Genomic DNA, 18,253 nt, shown 5'->3' with positions numbered 1-18,253 from the left:
AATCCAAGACGAAAAAAGCCCGGCCTCTCGCGAGACCGGGCAGGGGGAGGTGTTGCGTCGTGAGGCTCAGCCCAGGGTTTCGCCGGCCAGCATGAACCAGGTCTCGAGTACCGCATCGGGGTTCAGCGACACCGAGTCGATACCCTGCTCCATCAGCCACTTGGCCAGGTCGGGATGGTCCGACGGCCCCTGGCCGCAGATCCCCACGTACTTGCCCTGCGCCCGGCAGGCAGCGATGGCCATCGACAGCAGCTTCTTGACCGCCGGATTGCGCTCGTCGAAGAGGTGCGCCACGATCCCCGAATCGCGATCCAGGCCGAGCGTCAACTGGGTGAGGTCGTTGGAACCGATCGAGAAGCCGTCGAAGTGTTCGAGGAATTCCTCGGCGAGCAGCGCGTTGGCCGGCAGCTCGCACATCATGATCACCTTGAGGCCGCGCTCGCCACGCTTCAGGCCGTTGGCGGCGAGCAGGTCGACGACCTGGCGGGCCTCCTCCGGGGTGCGCACGAACGGCACCATGATCTCGACGTTGTCGAGCCCCATCTCGTCACGGACACGCTTGAGCGCGCGGCACTCCAGCTCGAAGCAGGGCCGGAAGTCCTCGGAGATGTAGCGCGAGGCGCCGCGGAAGCCGAGCATCGGGTTCTCTTCACCCGGCTCGTAGAGCTTGCCGCCGATCAGGTTCTCGTACTCGTTGGACTTGAAGTCCGACAGGCGCACGATCACCCGCTTGGGATGGAACGAGGCCGCCAGGGTCGAGATGCCCTCGACCAGCTTGTCGACGTAGAAGGAGACCGGGTCGTCGTAACCGGCGGTACGCACGTCGATGATCTGCTGGAGATCGGTGGGCAGGGTGGCGTAATCGATCAGCGCCCGGGGGTGTACGCCGATCATGCGGTTGATGATGAACTCGAGACGCGCCAGGCCGACCCCGGCACTGGGCAGACCGGCGAAGTTGAAGGCGCGGTCGGGATTGCCGATGTTCATCATGATCTTGAACGGCAGCTCCGGCATGCTGTCGACGCTGGTGGTCTTGCAGTCGTAGTCGAGCAGGCCGTCGTAGACGTGGCCGGTGTCACCCTCGGCGCAGGAGACGGTGACCTCGCGGCCCTCCTCGAGGACCTCGGTGGCATCGCCGCAACCCACCACCGCCGGGATGCCCAGTTCGCGGGCGATGATCGCCGCGTGGCAGGTGCGCCCGCCGCGGTTGGTGACGATCGCCGAGGCGCGCTTCATGACCGGCTCCCAGTCGGGGTCGGTCATGTCGGTGACCAGCACGTCGCCGGGATTGATCTTGTCCATCTCTTCGGTGGACTCGACCACCTTGATGGCGCCGCTGCCGATGCGCTGGCCGATCGCCCGACCGGCGATCAGCTGGCGCCCCTTCTCCTTCAACTGGAAGCGCTCGAGCTTGCCGCCCTCCTGATTGGAGACCACGGTCTCGGGACGCGCCTGGACGATGTAGAGCTTGTCGTCATCACCGTCGCGGGCCCACTCGATGTCCATCGGCCGGCCGTAGTGCTGCTCGATGATCACTGCCTGCCGGGCCAGCGCCATGACATCCTCGTCGCTGATGCAGAAGCGGGCCCGATCGCCCAGCGGCACGTCCACGGTCTGCACCGACTTGCCCGCCGAGGCCTCGTCGGTGTAGGTCATCTTGATCAGCTTGGACCCCAGCGTGCGGCGCAGCACGGCGGGGCGTCCGGCGGCCAGGGTCGGCTTGTGGACGTAGAACTCGTCGGGGTTGACCGCCCCCTGGACGACGGTCTCGCCGAGGCCCCAGGAACCGGTGACGAACACCGCATCGCGATAGCCGGATTCGGTGTCGAGGGTGAACATCACCCCGGCGGCGCCGGTTTCGGAGCGCACCATCTTCTGGATCCCCGCCGACAGCGCGACCTGGGCATGATCGAAGCCACGATGCACGCGGTAGGAGATGGCGCGGTCGTTGAACAGCGAGGCGAAGACCTCGTGGACGGCACGCTTGACGTTGTCGAAGCCTTCGATATTGAGGAAGGTCTCCTGCTGGCCCGCGAAGGACGCATCGGGCAGATCCTCGGCGGTCGCCGACGAGCGCACCGCGACCTTGAGGTTGGCATGGCGCGACTCGAGCTCGCGATAGGCCTCGCGCAGCGCGGCCTCGAATTCCGGCGGCAAGGGGGTGTCGATGACCCACTGGCGAATCTCGCGCCCGACCCGGGTCAACTCGCCGACATCGTCGACATCGAGCCTGGCGAGTGCGGCGTTGATGCGCTCGTTGAGCCCCTCGTGGGCAAGGAACTGACGATAGGCGTGGGCCGTGGTGGCGAAACCGCCGGGCACGGTGACACCGGCATCGGCGAGATTGGAGATCATTTCACCCAGTGACGCGTTCTTGCCGCCCACCCGATCGACGTCGTCCATGCCCAGGCGATCGAACCATTCGATGTAGTGTTCCAAGAGACCCCCTTGATCCAATGCGGTGCCGGCGCCGAGTGCGCCGTGCTTGCCAGATGGACGACACGGTACCAAGACGACCCCTTATTAGCCATTAGTCTAATAGCGAAGTCACTGGAGTATTTTTACAACACCGGGCGTTTGCGGTGCTTTCCTGTAGTCGGGCCAGCGAACTCGGTTGTCGCCCCTCCCGCGAACCGCGACAATATCGCGAACTTCCCGCGAGAATCCCGGCATGACCCGCACCGCTTTCTTCATCTCCGACGGCACCGGCATTACCGCCGAGACCCTGGGCCGCAGCCTGCTCGCCCAGTTCGCCAGTCTCGAGATCCGCATGGTCACCAAGCCCTACATCGACTCCACCGAGAAAGCCGCGAACCTGGCCGCGGTGATCGAGGCCACCGCGGTGCGCGACGGCGAGAAGCCGATCATCATCGACACCATCGTCGATCAGGCGATCCGCGAGATCATCAGCCGGGCGCCGGGCTTCAAGGTGGACGTGTTCACGACCTTTCTCGCCCCGCTGGAGGAGGAACTCAACGTCCATTCGTCCTATTCGGTGGGCCGCACCCACGCCATCGGCCAGGACGACGTCTACATGCACCGCATCGACTCGGTACACTTCGCGCTGGACAACGACGACGGCGCGCGGATCCATCAGTACGACACCGCCGACGTGATCCTGATCGGTGTCTCGCGCTGCGGGAAGACGCCCACGTCGCTCTACCTGGCCCTGCAGTTCGGCATTCGCGCCGCCAACTACCCGCTCACCGAGGACGACCTGGACGAGGACGGCATGCTGAAGATGCCCCGCGCCCTGGCACCCCACCGTCACAAGCTGTTCGGCCTGACCATCGACCCGCGCCGGTTGGCGGCGATTCGCAGCGAGCGCCGCCCCAACAGCCGCTACTGCTCCATCGACCAGTGCCTGCAGGAGATCCAGCAGGCCGAAGCGCTCTACCGGCGTCACCACATCCCCTACATCGATACCACGCGCTTCTCGATCGAGGAGATATCCACCCGCCTGATCGCCGAAACCGGCCTGCAGCGGCGCTTCAGCCCGCGCTGACGCCGGCCGCTCAATACTGCCCGGCCAGCTCCATCAACAAGCCTTCGGCGATCCGCCGCTCCGTGGCATCGTCGACCAGCAGGCGCACCAGATGCAGGGCGAAGGCCATCGCCGTCCCCGGCCCCTGACTGGTCAGCAGCCGGCCGTCCTCGACCACCGGCTGCTGGGACAGGTGACCGCCGGCGTCTTCCAGCGCGGCCTGGAAGGCCGGGTAGCCGGTGACCACGTGACCGCGCACCAGGTCGTGCCGCGCCAGCACGATGCCCGGCGCGGCACAGATCGCCGCGATCCAGCCGCCGCCATCGCGCTGACGTTGCAGCAACGCGGTCAGGTGTCCGGTGTCACGCAGGTGCTCGGCCCCCGGCATGCCGCCGGGCAGGACGATGGCATCGAAGTCCGCGTCCTCGTCCAGCGCCTCGAGCCGGGTGTCGGCGACCAGCCGCGTGCCGCGAGACAGCGTCACGACCGGTTCTGCCATCACCGATGCCACCGTGACCCGGACATCGGCGCGCCGCAGCACGTCGATCAGGGTGACGGTCTCGATGTCCTCGCTTCCGTCGGCCACCGCGAGCAATACCTTCGCCATGGAATCGTCTCCTCCAGGGTCGGTTACACCACTCCCCTCAGGATAGAAGTCCAGCAACGGCGTTCAATCGCCATCTCGCGTGACCGGCCCCCGCGCCTCGCGCCAGGCGCTGAAACCGCCGCCGATGTGGCACACCGGGCCGAACCCCATGCGCTGCAACTGCTGGACGGCCAGCGCCGAGCGTTGCCCCAGGGCGCAGAACAGCACGAAGCGGTCGCCGCTGGCGAACACCTCGCGGTGATACGGTGAGGCCGGATCGACCCAGAACTCGAGCATGCCGCGCGGCGCGTGCACGGCGCCGGGAATGCGTCCTTCGCGGGCGAGTTCGCGCACGTCGCGAATGTCGACGAAGGTGACACCGTCGCGGCCGTGCAGCGCCAATGCCTGGTCGACGCTCAGCGTCTCGATCTCGCGCTCGGCCTGGGCCACCAGTTCGGCGACCCCCATGATGCGGGACGTCACGATGTCTCGCCCTCCTCGCCGGCGCGATACAACCGCTGGATGCTCGAGAAATCCAGCCGGCCGCTGCCCTGGCTGGCATGTAGCGCATAGAGATTGCGCGCCTGCCCGCCCATGGGGATCGGCGCACGCGACGCCAGGGCCAGACTCGTCGCCAGGCCCAGGTCCTTGTTCATCAGGTCGACCAGAAAACCGCCCTGGTAGTCGTTGGAGGCCGGCGCCTGCTCCATCACCCCCGGCCAGGGATTGTAGACGTTGAGTGCCCAGTTGCCGCCGGAGCTCTGCTTGATGATCTCGGAGAGCACCGCCGGATCGAGGCCGTTCTTGACGCCCAGTGCGAGCGCCTCGGCGGTACCGCTCATGAGGATGCCGAGCAGCATGTTGTTGCAGATCTTGGCGACCTGACCGGCACCGCTGTCGCCGGCGTGGAAGACGTTCTTGCCCATCGCCTCGAGCACCGGTCGGGCCTGGGCGAAGCCCGCGTCGCTGCCGCCGACGATGAAGGTCAGGGTCCCGGCCCTGGCGCCGCCGACGCCACCCGACACCGGCGCGTCCAGATAGCTCAGACCGCGGCGGGCGGCCTCCCCGGCCACCTCGCGGGCGTCCTCGGGGGCGATGGTCGAGGCATCGATCAGCAGCGGCCGCTCGGTCAATTCGTCGAGCAGGCCGGGCTGGTCGTCGCCGCCCAGATACAGCGCCTTGACGTGCTCGCCGGCGGGCAGCATCGATACCACGACCTCGGCACCGTCGGCGGCCTCGCGCGCCGAGGCGCCACGCCGCGCACCGGCCTCTTCGACGACCTGCATGGCCGCCTCCACCAGATCGAAGACCACCACCGAATGCCCGGCCTTGACCAGATTGACGGCCATCGGAGCGCCCATGTTGCCCAGGCCGATGAATGCGATTTGCATGACGTGTTCCTTTGCTGGTTGTTGTGAATGGCGGACTTCGCACGCCTTGCCCCCGCGCCGGACCTTCGCAAAGGCGCGCTCAGAGAGCTCGTAACGGATGTTCCTCCGGTGCCCACAAGGGCGCCAGGAAATCGTCGACATCCGCGCGCGGCACCGCAGCGACGTCGCGATGCGACCAGCGTGGCTGCTTGTCCTTGTCGATCAGCAGGGCACGGACGCCTTCGGCGAGATCGGCGTGTCGGGTGCACTGCACCGACAGGTTCAGCTCGTCGCGGAAGGCGTCCGCCAGGCTGGTGTGACGGTGACGCGCCTGCATCTCCCAGACCAGATGGGCCGTCACCGGACAGCCGGCGGCCAGCCGCGCGCGATTGGCGGCGAGCCAGGCATCGTCGCGGGTATCGTCGAGAATCCGCCGCACGGCCTCGGCGACGTCGGCGACGTCGGCCAGCGCCTGGAGGGTGTCGAAGTACGCCAGCACCTGGCCCGGCGGCGCCTGCTCGCGATGCTCGAAGCGGCCGAGCACCTCGGCGACCGCCGCCGCGGGCCGGCTCAGGTCCGCCTCGCGCAGGGCGGCGATGAGCGCATCGCGACGCTCGCGGGGAATGAAACGGTCCGCCAGCCCCAGAGACAAAGCATCCCGCGCGTTCAACTGGGCACCGGTGAGCCCCAGGTAGCGCCCCACCCCGCTGGGCATGTGATTGAGAAACCAGCTCGCGCCGATGTCCGGATACAGGCCGATGGTGATCTCCGGCATGGCGATCCGCGAGGTCTCGGTGACCACCCGTTCGCCACCCCCGGCCATCAGCCCCAGGCCGCCGCCCATGACGATACCGTCGCCCCATACCACGAGCGGCTTGGGATAGGTATGGATGCGGTAGTCGAGGCGGTACTCGGCGGTGAAATAGCGGGTCGGAAAGTCATCGCCGGGCGTCTGCGCATCCCCTTTCATGGCGTGATACAGGGCGACCACGTCGCCGCCGGCACAGAAGGCCTTGTCGCCGCTGCCCTCGAGCCAGACCGCGGCGATCACCGGGTCCGCCTCCCAGGCCTCGAGCTGTGCCTCGAGCCGCTCGATCATGCTCAGCGACAGGGCGTTGAGCGAGCGTGGCGCCTCGAGCCTGGCGATGCCCAGCCGGGCATCGCCGTGGCCGGTGAGTTCCTCGAAATGGACGAGCGGTTCGGTCATGAGACAATCATCTCCCGGTGGGACTGGAACGGATGAGGCATTTTCTTCCCCCGACTCACTGCAGTGCCTCGAGCGCACCGGGCTCGAACAGGCGCCGGGCGGTGATCACGCGCATGATCTCGTTGGTGCCCTCGAGGATCTGATGAACCCGGGTGTCGCGAACCAGACGCTCGAGCGGATACTCCTTGATGTAACCGTAGCCGCCGTGGAGTTGCAGCGCCTCGTTGCACACGGCAAAACCGACATCGGTCGCCAGGCGCTTGGCCATCGCACAGTGCGCGCTCGCCTGCGGGTCCTTGCGATCGAGTTGCCAGGCAGCATGGCGCACCATCAGCCGGGCGCCGACGAGGTCGGTGGCCATGTCCGCGAACTTGAACTGCAAGGCCTGGAAGGCCGCCAGCTCGCGGCCGAACTGCTGGCGCTCGTGCAGGTAATCGCGGGACAGCGTCAGCGCCTGCTGGGCCGCCCCCAGCGAACAGCTGGCGATGTTCAGGCGGCCGCCGTCGAGCCCGCGCATGGCCAGCTTGAAACCTTCGCCCTCCGCGCCCAGGCGATTGCCCGCCGGGATCCTGACGTCGTCGAAGCTGACCAGCCGGGTCGGCTGGCTCTTCCAGCCCATCTTGTCCTCGTTCTTGCCGTACTCGATGCCGGGATTGTCGGCGGGAACCACGAAGGTCGATACCCCCGAGGCCCCTGAATCGGGCTCGCCGGTGCGCGCCATGACCACCAGCAGGTCGGTGGCACCGGCACCGGAGATGAACATCTTGCTGCCGGTGATCCGGTAGTCGTCGCCATCGCGCACCGCACGGGTACGCAGGTTCGCCGCATCGGAGCCGGCCCCGGGCTCGGTCAGGCAATACGACGCCAGACGTTCGCCGACGACCAACGACGGCATCCAGGTCTCGCGCAACGCCTCGCTGCCCCACTCGGCCAGCATCCAGGTCGCCATGTTGTGGATGGTCAGGTAGGCGGTGGTCGACACGCAGCCCTGAGCGAGCTGCTCGAAGATCAGCGAGGCATCGAGCCTCGACAGCCCCAGGCCGCCGTGGTCCTCGGCGACGTAGAGCGCCAGAAAGCCCGCCTCGCCGGCGCGCTTGATGACGTCCACCGGGAAATGGGCGGTCGCATCCCACTCGGCCGCATGGGGCGCGAGTTCCGCCCTGGCGAAGTCCGCCGCGGCATCCTGCAGGGCCCGCTGGTCGTCACTGAGGGAAAAGTCCATGGTCGTCTCCTCCGGCCGATTCGCTATCAACCTAGCAGCGCGTGGCCGCTCGACAAGACGACTTATGGTCTACTTTACGTAAACGTCAATGCCATTTAGCCTAGCGCTTCGATCCCGGTGACACCTTCGCCATCGAACCGAGGATAGCCGCATGCCCGACACACGCCCGTCCCGCACTTCCCGGCAGGAGGACGCCCGCCATCGCCGCACCTACACTATCGGGGAACTGGCCAAGCGCTTCGCGGTGACCCCGCGGACCATCCGCTTCTACGAACAGGAAGGCCTGCTCGAGCCCGAGCGACGCGGCCAGACCCGGGTCTACCACGACAAGGATCGGGTGCGGCTCAAGCTGACCCTGCGCGGCAAGCGGCTGGGCTTCTCGCTGGCCGAGATTCGCGAGGTGATCCAGCTCTACGATCAGGCGCCGGACGGCGACGAGCGCCAGCTGCAGCGCATGCTCGACATCCTCGCCGACAAGCGCCAGGCCCTCGAGCGCCAGATGGAGGACATCCGCGCTCTGCAGCACGAACTCGACGACGTCGAAGCGCGCTGCCGCGAGTCGCTGGATGCCCTGGCCCGGCAGCGGGCCGACGCCTGAAGCCTACGCCCATCGACGATGCTTCCCTTTGCGGACAACAACAAGCAGGAATCACGAGATGACACGCCAAGCCAGCCAGCCCCAGCCCAGCAACCGGCCCCCGGTCAGCTATCTCAGCGGTATCGGCCACCTGCCGCTCAAGGGCGAAACCATCGGCGACTGCTTCGATGCCACCGTGGCACGCTACCCGGATCGCGAGGCCCTGATCAGCCGTCATCAGGGCCTGCGCTACACCTGGGCAACGCTCAAGGCGGCGGTCGATCGGACGGCCCGCGCCCTGCTCGCCGTCGGCGTCGCCAAGGGCGACCGGGTGGGGATCTGGGCCACCAACCGCGCCGAATGGGCGATCACCCAGTTCGCCACCGCCAAGATCGGTGCCATCCTGGTCAACATCAACCCCAGCTATCGCACCCATGAGCTGGAATACGCGCTGCGTCAGTCGGGTACCTCGACCCTGATCCTGCAGGGGGCCTTCAAGACCTCGCGCTATGCCGACATGATCGCCGAACTGGTGCCCGAGCTGAACGCCGCCCACGATGGCGATCTGGCCGGCGAACGCCTGCCCGAGCTCGCGCGCGTGGTATGTCTCGACGACGACTGGGCGCTGCCCGGCATGCTCACCTGGGACGCCCTGCAGGCGCAAGGCGACGCCGTCGATGCCGACCGCCTGGCAGCGCTGCAGGCCTCGCTGCAGTTCGACGAGCCGATCAACATCCAGTACACCTCGGGGACCACCGGCGCGCCCAAGGGCGCCACGCTGTCGCACCACAACATTCTCAACAACGGCTTCTTCGTCGCCGAGCGGATCAACCTCACCGCCGAGGATCGCATGGTGATCCCGGTACCGCTGTATCACTGCTTCGGCATGGTGATGGGCAACCTGGGCTGCATGACCCACGGCGCGGCGATGATCTACCCCGGCGAAGGCTTCGACGCCCTGGCCACGCTGACCGCGGTCGCCGAGGAGCGGGCTACCGCCCTCTATGGCGTACCCACGATGTTCATCGCCGAACTCGAGCATCCCGAGTTCGCCCGCTTCGATCTCTCGTCGCTGCGCACCGGAATCATGGCCGGCTCGATCTGTCCGATCGAGGTGATGCGTCAGGTGATCGACAAGCTGCACATGAAGGAAGTCAGCATCTGCTACGGCATGACCGAGACCAGCCCGGTGAGCCTGCAGACCCAGACCGATGCGCCGCTCGACAAGCGCGTGACCACCGTCGGCACCATCCACCCCCACCAGGAGGTCAAGCTGATCGATCCGTCCACCGGGCGCATCGTGCCGCGTGGCGAACGCGGCGAACTGTGCACCCGCGGTTACAGCGTGATGCTCGGCTACTGGGACAACCCGGCGGCCACCGAGGCGTCGATCGACGCCGCCGGGTGGATGCATACCGGCGACCTGGCGCAGATGGACGACGACGGCTATGTAGCGATCGTCGGACGCATCAAGGACATGATCATCCGCGGCGGCGAGAACATCTACCCGCGCGAGATCGAGGACTTTCTCTATACCCACCCGGCGATCTCCGACGTCCAGGTGATCGGCGTCCCCGATGACAAGTACGGCGAGGAGGTGATGGCCTGGGTCAAGCTCGTCGACGGTGCCGACCTCGACGAGGCGGAACTGCGCGCCTTCTGCCAGGGCCGCATCGCCCACTACAAGGTGCCGCGCTACGTGAAGTTCGTCGATGCCTTCCCGATGACCGTCACCGGCAAGATCCAGAAGTTCAAGATGCGCGAGGTGGCCACCCACGAACTGGGGCTCTAACGGCTGCGAGCTGCGAGCTGCGGCAACAGTGAAGCAGCAATCATCGAGCCGGCGTCAACCGACGCCGGCTCGTGGCTCAGGCGAGCAACGCTTCGATGACGCGCCGCACCCGCGCCATCCCCGCCGCCACGACGGCATCGATGTCGGTCATGTCGATCTCGCGATCGCTCACCCCCGCGGCCGGATTTACCACCAGTGCCAGCGAGGCATAGGCAAGCTCCAGCTCCCGGGCCAGCGCCGCCTCGGGCATGCCGGTCATGCCCACCAGGCGGCAGCCATCCATCGCCATGCGGGCGATCTCGGCGGCGGTCTCCAGCCGCGGCCCCTGGGTACAGCCGTAGACGCCCCCGTCCTCCAGCGGCTCACCCGCGGTGGCGCCGGCCTCGAGCAGGCGTTCACGCAACGTCTCGCTGTAGGGCCAGGAGAAATCGATGTGCTTCATCGGCTTGAAACGGCCATCGAAATAGCTCGATTCACGCCCCATGGTGTAATCGATCAGTTGATCGGGCACGACCAGGGCCCCCCGCGCCAGGGCCGGGTCGATACCGCCCACCGCATTGACGGCGACGATGCCCGAGGCCCCGGCCTGCTTGAGCGCCCAGAGGTTGGCCCGGTAATTGATGCGGTGCGGCGGCAGCTTGTGCGGGTGACCATGACGCGCCAGGAACAGCACCTCACGGCCCTGCAGCGCGCCCTGGACGACTCCCGCCGACGCCGCCCCCAGCGGCGTTTCCGCCGAATGGCGCTTGATCACTTCCAGCCCGGGCAAGGCGGTGAGACCGGTACCGCCGATGATCGCCAGCATGCTGTCACCTCGCTGATGGTCGTTCGCTGAACGCCGCTTGCGTTGCTGCCGCTTCTATTACAGCCCCTTGGGCGCGAAGATGCCCGGCGCGTTGCGCCAGTAGCCCTTGTAGTCCATGCCGAAGCCGAACACGTAACGGTCCTCGACCTCCAGGCCGCAGTAATCGGCCTTGAGCCCCGGTACCGCCTTGCGCTCGTGGCGCTTGTCCACCAGCACCGCGGTGGAGACGCTGGCCGCCTGCGCCTCGTGACAGTAATCGAGTATCGCCGCCAGCGTCGCCCCCTCGTCGAGGATGTCGTCGACGATCACCACGTGGCGGCCGGCCATGGGGATCTCCGGCGAGACGCGCCAGAACAGCTCACCACCCCGCAACCCGCCGCGGTAACGGGTAGCGTGCAGGTAGTCGACCTCGAGCGGAAAGCCCAGGCGGGTCAGCAGATGGCCGGTGGTGATCAGCCCACCGTTCATCACGCAGTAGAAGACCGGCAAGGTGTCGCCCAGCGCCTCGGTGATCGAGGCGGCCATGCGATCCAGCGCCATCTCGACGTCCTCCTGGGTGATCAGACAGTCGGCGTTGTCCATGATCTCGCGCATGGCGTTCAGCGAATCGTGGTGGTGGGTATCGAATTCAGACATCGGCATCCTGGTCGGTATCTCTGGCTAGGGGGCCGCGAGCGCGACGCTCCTCGGGAGCGGACTGGCGGCGCGATGTATCCAGCGTGGAAGGCGGGCGTTCGCCGCGCGTGGGGTGCGCGTGCGCCTCTTGTTGGTTGGGTTCCCGGTCGTCCGTCGCGGACGCCTGTCCGGGAAAGGGATCGGCCATGTGCAACTCCCGCGCGGGCATGGCGATCGCCGCGCCGGCCTCGTCGACGATGTCGGCGACGCGCAGCAGCACCTCCTGCTTGATCGCCTGGTGCTCGCCCCAGTCGGTGGTGCGGGTGTAGGCATGGATCAGGATATCCAGCGAGTAGGCGCCATAGGTCTGGAAATTGACCAGCAGCAGATTGTCCCGATCGATGCCCTCGTGCTGCTCGAGCATCGTGCGGATACGCCCCACCACGTCGCCGATCCGGTCGAGATCCCGATAGCGCAGGCCGACGCTCTCGTGGATGCGCCGGTTGAGCATCCGCGAGGGATTGACCACCGCGATCGAGCCGAAAATCATGTTGGGCACGTACAAGGGCCGCGAGTCGAAGGTGCGAATCCGCGTCAGGCGCCAGCCGATATCCTCGACCACGCCCTCGATCTCGCGGTCCGGCGAGCAGATCCAGTCGCCGACCTTGAACGGGTTGTCGAGATGGATCGCCAGCCCCCCGAAGAAATTCGCCAGCACGTTGCGGGCCGCGAACCCGACCACCAGACCGCCGACGCCACCGAAGGCCAGCAGCCCCGACAGCGACATGCCCAGCGCCTGCAGGGCGGCCAGCGTGACCAGGGTGAGGATCGTCGCCCCCACCAGCTTGCTGATCGCCGACGCCGTCGAGGCATCCAGCGGCGTGCCGGGATGCCGCGCCGGCGGGAACACCAGACGCCGCTCGATCTGCCGGGTCAGACGAATCCCGAACCAGCCGATCATCGCCAGCACGAACAGCCAGAGGGCGGTGGGCGCGTGCCCGGTCAGCCAGGCGTTGTCCAGCCGCTGGGCGGCGAGCGCCGCCAGGGCGATCACCGCGATCCCCCAGATGCTCACCCACAGCGGGCGCCGCAAGGCCAGCAGCAGGGTATCGTCCCAGCGATTGCGGGTCTTCTCGAGCAGATGGACGGAGCGCCAGATGACCAGTCGGGTGAACAGGTCGGCGGCCAGCGCGACCACCAGGATCACCGCCGGCGTCACCAGCGGCGCCGGCAGGCCCGTACGCGTCTCGACCCATTGCTCGAGGGGCGACAGCAGTTCCAGCATGCTCAGCGATCCTGCGGGTTACCCGGTGGCGTCTCGACCAGCGCCTCGAGGCGCGCGTGAATCCGCCGCCAGCGACTCAGCGCCGGCAACGAGTCGAGTTCGGGGCGTGCCCGCCCGTAGCGCAGCTTGGCCGGCCGCTTGGAGGCGTGTCCCGTACAGGCCTCGACGACCTCGAGCGCGGCCTGGCGATCGTTGCACACCAGCACCATGTCGCAGCCGGCCTTGAGCGCCTCCAGCGCTCGTGCGGCGGGTCCGCCGGCGACATGCGCCCCGGCCATGGACAGATCGTCGGAGAAGATCGCGCCCTTGAAGCCCAGCTCCTCGCGCAGCATGCCCAGCCAGTTCGGCGAGAATCCGGCAGGCCGGCTGTCGAAGGCCGAGTAGACGACATGCGCCGGCATCACCCCCTCGAGGCGCCCGGCCAGGGCGGCAAAGGGGATCAGATCGTGCTGGCGCAGCGCGTCCAGCGGCCGCGCATCGACCGGCAGCTCGCGGTGGGAATCGGCGGCCACCCCACCATGGCCGGGGAAATGCTTGCCCACCGCGACCATGCCCGCCTCGTGCAGCCCCTCGACGAAGGCCCCGCCCATCGCCGCCACCGCCTGCGGGTCGGCGGCGAAGCTGCGATCGCCGATCACGCTGGAAAGGCCGGTATCGACGTCGAGCACCGGCGCAAAGGTCAGATCCAGCCCGCATGCCGCCATCTCGAGCCCCAGCAGCCAGCCCGCATCGTGGCAGAACTGCAGCGCGCGCTGCGGATCGTCCGGATAACAGCGCCCCAGTCGGCCCATCGACGGCAAGCGCGTGACGCCCTCGCACAGGCGCTGGACACGCCCGCCTTCCTGGTCGATGGCCAGCAGCAGATCGCTGCGCACGCCGCGCACCGCGGCACACAGTTCGCGCACCTGAGCGGCGTCGACGATGTTGCGCGAGAAGAGGATCACGCCGCCCACCTCGGGTCGCGCCAGCAGTTCCCGCTCCGCACGGGTCAGGGTGGTGCCTTCGAGATCCAGCATCACCGGACCGATCGGTTGGGTCATGGTCGATGTCCTTGGCTGTGAAGGGAGCCGATTCTAGACCAATGGCGTCGCCGAGCAACAGCCATTGCCGTCAGTCGTGCAGCCATACCGGCGTCCCCGGCTCGGCGAACGCGACGAGACGCTCCAGCGTCGCATCCCGGGCACGGACGCAGCCGTGGGACGCCGGACGGCCCATCGGCTCGCTGCCCGGGGTACCGTGAAGGTAAATATAGCGGCGCTGCGAGTCGACGACACCGCCACGATTGATACCGCGCTCCAGGCCGCACAGCCAGAAGATGCGCGACAGGATCCAGTCGCGCCCCGGATGGGCCTCGGCGAGCGCCGGGGAAAAGATCTCCCCGGTGGGCCGGCGTCCGCGAAAGACACTGCCCAGGGGCTGGTCGCCGCCGATCACCGCCCGCACGTAGTGCCAGCCGAGCGGCGTACCGCCGCTGCCCTCACGCTGCCCCGGGCCGGCGGCGGCCGTCGACACCGCATGGGTCTCGAGCGCCTCGCGCCCCTGCCACAGCGTCAGGCACTGGCGTTCGACATCGACCTCGAGCCAGGGGCCCGCCTCGGGCGGCAATTCATCGAGTCGGGGCGTGCGCATGCTTACCCCGCCAACGCCTGGGGCGGCTCGGGAAGGGGTGCGTTCATGCCCGCCACGACCACCGGCCGCAGGCGACGGATCAGCTCACGGACGCTGACGTGCTCACCGTAATCCTGCTCGGCGATGTCGCGCAGGGCGTCGAGACCCGACAGCGTGAAGATCACCGTGCCCAGCATGAAGTGCAACCGCCAGAAACGCTCGGCGTCCGGCAACTCCGGCGTGGCCCGGCGCACCAGTTCGGCGAAGCGGGTGAAGACGCTGCCGTAGTGCTGCTGGATGTAGCCGCGCAGATGCCCCTGGGCCTGGGTATAGGCGAGCCCGAGCAGACGCATGAAGACCTTCAGGCTGTTGCGCTCGGCCGGCACCTCGAGGACCGTGCGGGCCATGTTCTCGAGCAGGACCTCGAGCGGGATCGGCTTGCCGTGGTACTCCGCCTCGAGCGCATCCAGGGTGGCGTGGAAACGTTCGGTGAACGGGTCCAGGTAGCGGGCGAAGACCGCCTGGATCAGGGCCTTCTTCGAACCGAAGTGATAGTTCACCGCCGCCAGGTTGACCTTGGCCTTGCTGGTGATGTTGCGTAGCGAGGTCTCGGCGAATCCCCGCTCGGCGAACAGCACCTCGGCCGTATTGAGGATGCGGGTCACCGTATCGGTCTGGGCCATGGCATATCTCTGCTTGCTTATAAACGATTGTTTAAAACATTTCCGAAATTCTACGCTGCTTACACAGTGACAACAATCCAAGCTGTTTTAAACGCATCGGATCGCCGTGACTGGGCTGGGTAGGCAAACTGACCGCACTCGACGACTTTTCGTACCGCCCCTGATTTCCCCGGCGAGAATTACTGGATACAATTCCATGCTGTATACTTAACCACACGCCCAGCCACAGCTTCGATTCCAGCGACCAGCGGAGGCCGCATGACCCGCTCACTCACCCCGCGCCAGCAGAACGTCTACGACTTCATCGTCAAGACCATGAACGAGCTGGGGTATCCGCCGACCCGCGCGGAAATCGCCCGCGCCCTGGGCTTTCGCTCTCCCAATGCCGCCGAGGAGCACCTGCGCGCGCTCGATCGCAAGGGGGCGATCCGCATGATCCCCGGCACCTCACGCGGTATCCGGCTGCCGGCACAGGAAACGGAACCGGCCACCGCCGCCGAGGCCGAACTCGACAGCGGCCTGCCGATCGTCGGCGAGGTCGCCGCCGGCAGCCCGATCCTCGCGGCCGCGCACATCGATCGCTACTGCCCGTTGTCGCCGGACTTCTTCTCGCCCCGCGCCGACTATCTGCTGCGGGTGCGCGGGCTGTCGATGCGCGACGTGGGGATCTTCGAGGGCGATCTGCTGGCCGTGCACCGCACCGATCGGGTCCGCGACGGCCAGATCGTGGTCGCCCGGCTCGAGGACGACGTCACCGTCAAACGCTTTCGCCGCGACGGGCATCGCGTCACCCTGCTGCCCGAGAACGCCGACTTCGCGCCGATCGAGGTCGACCTGCGCCACGATCACCTGGAAATCGAGGGTGTCGGGGTGGGCGTGATTCGCGGCGGCAACGGCCAGGCGCTCGGCTGAGGCGATCGTCCGCGCATGCGCAAGATCCTGCATGCCGACTGCGACTGCTTCTACGCCGCCGTGGAGATGCGCGACGACCCGGCCCTGCGCGACATCCCCCTGGCCATCGGCGGTACCACTGCGCAGCGCGGCGTGATCGCCACCTGCAACTATCCGGCGCGCGCCTTCGGCGTGCGCTCGGCGATGCCCACCGCGCGGGCACTGCGCCTGTGCCCCGGCCTGACGGTGCTGCCGCCGGACTTTCCCCGCTATCGCGCGGTCTCGCAGGCGATTCAGGCGATCTTCCACGAACTCACCCCGCTGGTGGAGCCCCTGTCGCTCGACGAGGCCTATCTCGACGTCAGCGAGGTGGAGCGCTTTCGCGGCAGCGCCACCTGGATGGCCCGCTGGATCAAGCAACAAGCGCTCGAGCGCACCGGTATCACGGTGTCGGTGGGCGTGGCACCCAGCAAGTTTCTCGCCAAGATCGCCAGCGACTGGGAGAAGCCCGACGGCCTGACGGTGATCACCCCCGAGGCCGTCGACGACTTCATCACCGCCCTGCCCGTCGCCAAGCTGCACGGCGTGGGCCCGGCCACCGCGGCCCGTCTCGAGGCCCTGGGTATCCGCACCTGCGCCGATTTGAAGACCTGGCCGCTGGAATCGCTGATCGACACGTTCGGCAAGTTCGGCCGCCGCCTCTTCGAACTCGCCCGCGGCATCGACGAACGCCCGGTACGGGTCGAGCGCGAACGCAAGTCGGTGAGCGCCGAGAACACCTTCCACCACGACCTGCCCGATCTCGCGGCCTGCCAGGCCGCCCTGCCCGAGCTCATCACCCGCCTCGAGACGCGCCTCGAACGTCACGGCAATCCGGCGATCAAGGGGGTCTTCGTCAAGGTGCGCTTCAACGACTTCACCCTGACCACCCTCGAGGCGCCCGGCCACGGCGTCGATCCCGGGCATTATGCCGGGCTACTCGACGAGGCCTGGGCGCGCGGCAGTCGCCCGGTGCGTCTGCTGGGCGTCGGGGTCCGCCTGCGCCCGCCCGAGGATGCCCGTCAGTTGACGCTGTTTTCCTGACCGGGCGGCGAGCGGACGGCATCACCACGCCCGCACTTCAGTGGCTTGAGTACGGGCGCGAACACGCGGGTTTTCAGGCGAAGACCACCGTCTTGTTGCCGTGGATCAGCACCCGGTCCTGCAGGTGCCAGCGCAACCCGCGAGCCAGGACGGCCTTCTCGATGTCGCGCCCGAAACGCACCAGATCCTCGGCGGTATGACAGTGCGAGATACGATGCACGTCCTGTTCGATGATCGGCCCGGCGTCGAGTTCCTGGGTGACGTAATGGCAGGTCGCACCGATCAGCTTGACGCCACGGTCGTAGGCCTGATGGTAGGGACGCGCCCCGGCGAACGAGGGCAGGAAGCTGTGGTGGATGTTGATCACCCGACCGGCGTAGCGCTCGCACAGCGACGGCGGCAGGATCTGCATGTAACGCGCCAGTACCACATTGTCCGCGTCCACCGCCTCGATGAGTCGCTGGGTCTCGGCGAATGCGCTGGCCTTGTCGAGCGGATCGACCGGCACATGATGGAAGGGGATATCGTGCCATTCGACCAGGGGGCGCAGATCGTCATGGTTGGAAATCACGCAGGGAATCTCGCAATCGAGTTCGCCGGTCTTCCAGCGATACAGCAGGTCGACCAGGCAGTGCGATGCCTTGGAGACCATCAGCACCACGCGCTTGCGCCGGGCAATGTCGTTGAGCGCCCAGGTCATCTCGAAGCTGTCCGCGATCGGCTCGAAGGCCGCTTTCAATGCCGCGGCGTCGCTCGGCGAATCGAAACGGATCTCGTAGCGCATGAAGAAACGCCCGGTGGCCAGATCCGAATGCTGATTGGCTTCGGTAATGGAGCCGCCCTGGGCGGCGATGAAACCGGAAACGCGAGCCACGATACCCACGCGGTCGGGGCAGGAAACGACGAGACGATAGAAATGAGCCATGAATGATCCGTTGAATCGGCTGAAGAGGCGATGATGAAGAGGCGACATTGTAACGAATCGCCGCCGCTTGGCTAACGTTCGTTGTGGGCCCGGCGGGCCATCCCGTATAGTGCAATCTCC

The 18,253-nt window shown here is 67.2% G+C and carries 18 protein-coding genes; 5 read left to right on the top strand and 13 right to left on the bottom strand.

The features are described 5' to 3' along the window. Positions 1-66: 66 nt before the first annotated feature. Complete coding sequence (gene ppsA / locus KGR00_RS06010; protein ID WP_129138519.1) at positions 67-2,439, bottom strand: phosphoenolpyruvate synthase; 2,373 nt, start codon at positions 2,437-2,439, stop codon at positions 67-69. 232 nt (positions 2,440-2,671) lie between these two features. Between ppsA and KGR00_RS06005 the strand changes: the two genes are divergently transcribed. Beyond that, positions 2,672-3,505: a pyruvate, water dikinase regulatory protein gene (locus tag KGR00_RS06005; protein ID WP_224417298.1), complete on the top strand. Its 834-nt coding sequence runs from the start codon at positions 2,672-2,674 to the stop codon at positions 3,503-3,505. Positions 3,506-3,515: 10 nt separating this feature from the next. Here the strand turns inward: KGR00_RS06005 and KGR00_RS06000 are convergent, their stop codons facing one another. The 5 genes from KGR00_RS06000 to KGR00_RS05980 form a co-directional block, all read right to left on the bottom strand. Next, positions 3,516-4,091: a DJ-1 family glyoxalase III gene (locus tag KGR00_RS06000; protein WP_224417299.1), complete on the bottom strand. Its 576-nt coding sequence runs from the start codon at positions 4,089-4,091 to the stop codon at positions 3,516-3,518. Between the two features lie 63 nt (positions 4,092-4,154). Next, complete coding sequence (locus tag KGR00_RS05995) at positions 4,155-4,553, bottom strand: rhodanese-like domain-containing protein (protein WP_224417300.1); 399 nt, start codon at positions 4,551-4,553, stop codon at positions 4,155-4,157. Then, positions 4,550-5,461, bottom strand: a complete 912-nt coding sequence (mmsB, locus tag KGR00_RS05990) for a 3-hydroxyisobutyrate dehydrogenase (protein WP_224417301.1) — start codon at positions 5,459-5,461, stop codon at positions 4,550-4,552. The genes KGR00_RS05995 and mmsB overlap by 4 nt, the downstream gene beginning before the upstream one ends. 79 nt (positions 5,462-5,540) lie before the next feature. Then, entirely contained in the window at positions 5,541-6,647 is a 1,107-nt protein-coding gene (locus KGR00_RS05985; protein ID WP_224417302.1) for an enoyl-CoA hydratase/isomerase family protein, read from the bottom strand. A 55-nt stretch (positions 6,648-6,702) separates the two neighbouring features. Next, positions 6,703-7,869: an acyl-CoA dehydrogenase family protein gene (locus KGR00_RS05980; RefSeq protein WP_224417303.1), complete on the bottom strand. Its 1,167-nt coding sequence runs from the start codon at positions 7,867-7,869 to the stop codon at positions 6,703-6,705. A gap of 151 nt (positions 7,870-8,020) precedes the next feature. On the opposite strand from KGR00_RS05980, the gene KGR00_RS05975 reads away from it, so the two are divergent. Both KGR00_RS05975 and KGR00_RS05970 read left to right on the top strand, forming a co-directional pair. Further along, a complete protein-coding gene (locus KGR00_RS05975; RefSeq protein WP_129138525.1) occupies positions 8,021-8,467 on the top strand; it encodes a MerR family DNA-binding transcriptional regulator in 447 nt (148 codons plus the stop codon). A gap of 58 nt (positions 8,468-8,525) precedes the next feature. Further along, complete coding sequence (locus KGR00_RS05970; protein ID WP_224417304.1) at positions 8,526-10,238, top strand: AMP-binding protein; 1,713 nt, start codon at positions 8,526-8,528, stop codon at positions 10,236-10,238. Positions 10,239-10,314: 76 nt separating this feature from the next. Here the strand turns inward: KGR00_RS05970 and KGR00_RS05965 are convergent, their stop codons facing one another. The 6 genes from KGR00_RS05965 to KGR00_RS05940 all read right to left on the bottom strand — a co-directional run bounded on the left by KGR00_RS05965 (position 10,315) and on the right by KGR00_RS05940 (position 15,234). Continuing rightward, positions 10,315-11,043 (bottom strand): S-methyl-5'-thioinosine phosphorylase, encoded by a 729-nt coding sequence (locus KGR00_RS05965; protein ID WP_129138527.1) that lies wholly within the window; start codon positions 11,041-11,043, stop codon positions 10,315-10,317. A 57-nt stretch (positions 11,044-11,100) separates the two neighbouring features. Next, complete coding sequence (locus KGR00_RS05960) at positions 11,101-11,679, bottom strand: hypoxanthine-guanine phosphoribosyltransferase (protein ID WP_129138528.1); 579 nt, start codon at positions 11,677-11,679, stop codon at positions 11,101-11,103. Further along, complete coding sequence (locus KGR00_RS05955) at positions 11,672-12,943, bottom strand: mechanosensitive ion channel family protein (protein ID WP_224417305.1); 1,272 nt, start codon at positions 12,941-12,943, stop codon at positions 11,672-11,674. The genes KGR00_RS05960 and KGR00_RS05955 overlap by 8 nt, the downstream gene beginning before the upstream one ends. 2 nt (positions 12,944-12,945) lie before the next feature. Further along, positions 12,946-13,983, bottom strand: coding sequence for a beta-N-acetylhexosaminidase (gene nagZ / locus KGR00_RS05950; protein WP_224417306.1), 1,038 nt, complete (start codon positions 13,981-13,983; stop codon positions 12,946-12,948). Positions 13,984-14,053: 70 nt separating this feature from the next. Continuing rightward, complete coding sequence (locus KGR00_RS05945) at positions 14,054-14,572, bottom strand: L,D-transpeptidase (RefSeq protein WP_224417307.1); 519 nt, start codon at positions 14,570-14,572, stop codon at positions 14,054-14,056. 2 nt (positions 14,573-14,574) lie between these two features. Beyond that, the gene (locus KGR00_RS05940; protein WP_129138532.1) at positions 14,575-15,234 is read right to left on the bottom strand and encodes a TetR/AcrR family transcriptional regulator; all 660 of its coding nucleotides are present in this window, start codon (positions 15,232-15,234) and stop codon (positions 14,575-14,577) included. 258 nt (positions 15,235-15,492) lie between these two features. Between KGR00_RS05940 and lexA the strand changes: the two genes are divergently transcribed. Beyond that, the gene (gene lexA / locus KGR00_RS05935) at positions 15,493-16,146 is read left to right on the top strand and encodes a transcriptional repressor LexA (protein ID WP_224417308.1); all 654 of its coding nucleotides are present in this window, start codon (positions 15,493-15,495) and stop codon (positions 16,144-16,146) included. Between the two features lie 15 nt (positions 16,147-16,161). Beyond that, the gene (dinB, locus tag KGR00_RS05930) at positions 16,162-17,208 is read left to right on the top strand and encodes a DNA polymerase IV (RefSeq protein WP_224417309.1); all 1,047 of its coding nucleotides are present in this window, start codon (positions 16,162-16,164) and stop codon (positions 17,206-17,208) included. Between the two features lie 73 nt (positions 17,209-17,281). Here dinB and purU read toward each other — a convergent pair whose 3' ends face one another. Beyond that, positions 17,282-18,133 carry a formyltetrahydrofolate deformylase gene (gene purU / locus KGR00_RS05925; RefSeq protein ID WP_129138535.1) on the bottom strand — a complete coding sequence of 284 codons (852 nt, stop codon included), beginning with the start codon at positions 18,131-18,133 and terminating at the stop codon, positions 17,282-17,284. Positions 18,134-18,253: the final 120 nt, after the last annotated feature.

The sequence above is a fragment of the Modicisalibacter sp. MOD 31.J genome (genome assembly GCF_020147985.1).
Taxonomy (GTDB): domain Bacteria; phylum Pseudomonadota; class Gammaproteobacteria; order Pseudomonadales; family Halomonadaceae; genus Modicisalibacter; species Modicisalibacter coralii.
This window is presented reverse-complemented; position numbering and strand designations above follow the sequence as displayed.

Bases quoted from the DNA above. Each gene is read 5' to 3' on its own strand.
- KGR00_RS06005 (WP_224417298.1), top strand. From the start codon at position 2,672: ATGACCCGCACCGCTTTCTTCATCTCCGACGGCACCGGCATTACCGCC.
- KGR00_RS06000 (WP_224417299.1), bottom strand. From the start codon at position 4,091: ATGGCGAAGGTATTGCTCGCGGTGGCCGACGGAAGCGAGGACATCGAG.
- mmsB (WP_224417301.1), bottom strand. From the start codon at position 5,461: ATGCAAATCGCATTCATCGGCCTGGGCAACATGGGCGCTCCGATGGCC.
- KGR00_RS05985 (WP_224417302.1), bottom strand. From the start codon at position 6,647: ATGACCGAACCGCTCGTCCATTTCGAGGAACTCACCGGCCACGGCGAT.
- KGR00_RS05980 (WP_224417303.1), bottom strand. From the start codon at position 7,869: ATGGACTTTTCCCTCAGTGACGACCAGCGGGCCCTGCAGGATGCCGCG.
- KGR00_RS05975 (WP_129138525.1), top strand. From the start codon at position 8,021: ATGCCCGACACACGCCCGTCCCGCACTTCCCGGCAGGAGGACGCCCGC.
- KGR00_RS05970 (WP_224417304.1), top strand. From the start codon at position 8,526: ATGACACGCCAAGCCAGCCAGCCCCAGCCCAGCAACCGGCCCCCGGTC.
- KGR00_RS05965 (WP_129138527.1), bottom strand. From the start codon at position 11,043: ATGCTGGCGATCATCGGCGGTACCGGTCTCACCGCCTTGCCCGGGCTG.
- KGR00_RS05960 (WP_129138528.1), bottom strand. From the start codon at position 11,679: ATGTCTGAATTCGATACCCACCACCACGATTCGCTGAACGCCATGCGC.
- KGR00_RS05955 (WP_224417305.1), bottom strand. From the start codon at position 12,943: ATGCTGGAACTGCTGTCGCCCCTCGAGCAATGGGTCGAGACGCGTACG.
- nagZ (WP_224417306.1), bottom strand. From the start codon at position 13,983: ATGACCCAACCGATCGGTCCGGTGATGCTGGATCTCGAAGGCACCACC.
- KGR00_RS05945 (WP_224417307.1), bottom strand. From the start codon at position 14,572: ATGCGCACGCCCCGACTCGATGAATTGCCGCCCGAGGCGGGCCCCTGG.
- KGR00_RS05940 (WP_129138532.1), bottom strand. From the start codon at position 15,234: ATGGCCCAGACCGATACGGTGACCCGCATCCTCAATACGGCCGAGGTG.
- lexA (WP_224417308.1), top strand. From the start codon at position 15,493: ATGACCCGCTCACTCACCCCGCGCCAGCAGAACGTCTACGACTTCATC.
- dinB (WP_224417309.1), top strand. From the start codon at position 16,162: ATGCGCAAGATCCTGCATGCCGACTGCGACTGCTTCTACGCCGCCGTG.
- purU (WP_129138535.1), bottom strand. From the start codon at position 18,133: ATGGCTCATTTCTATCGTCTCGTCGTTTCCTGCCCCGACCGCGTGGGT.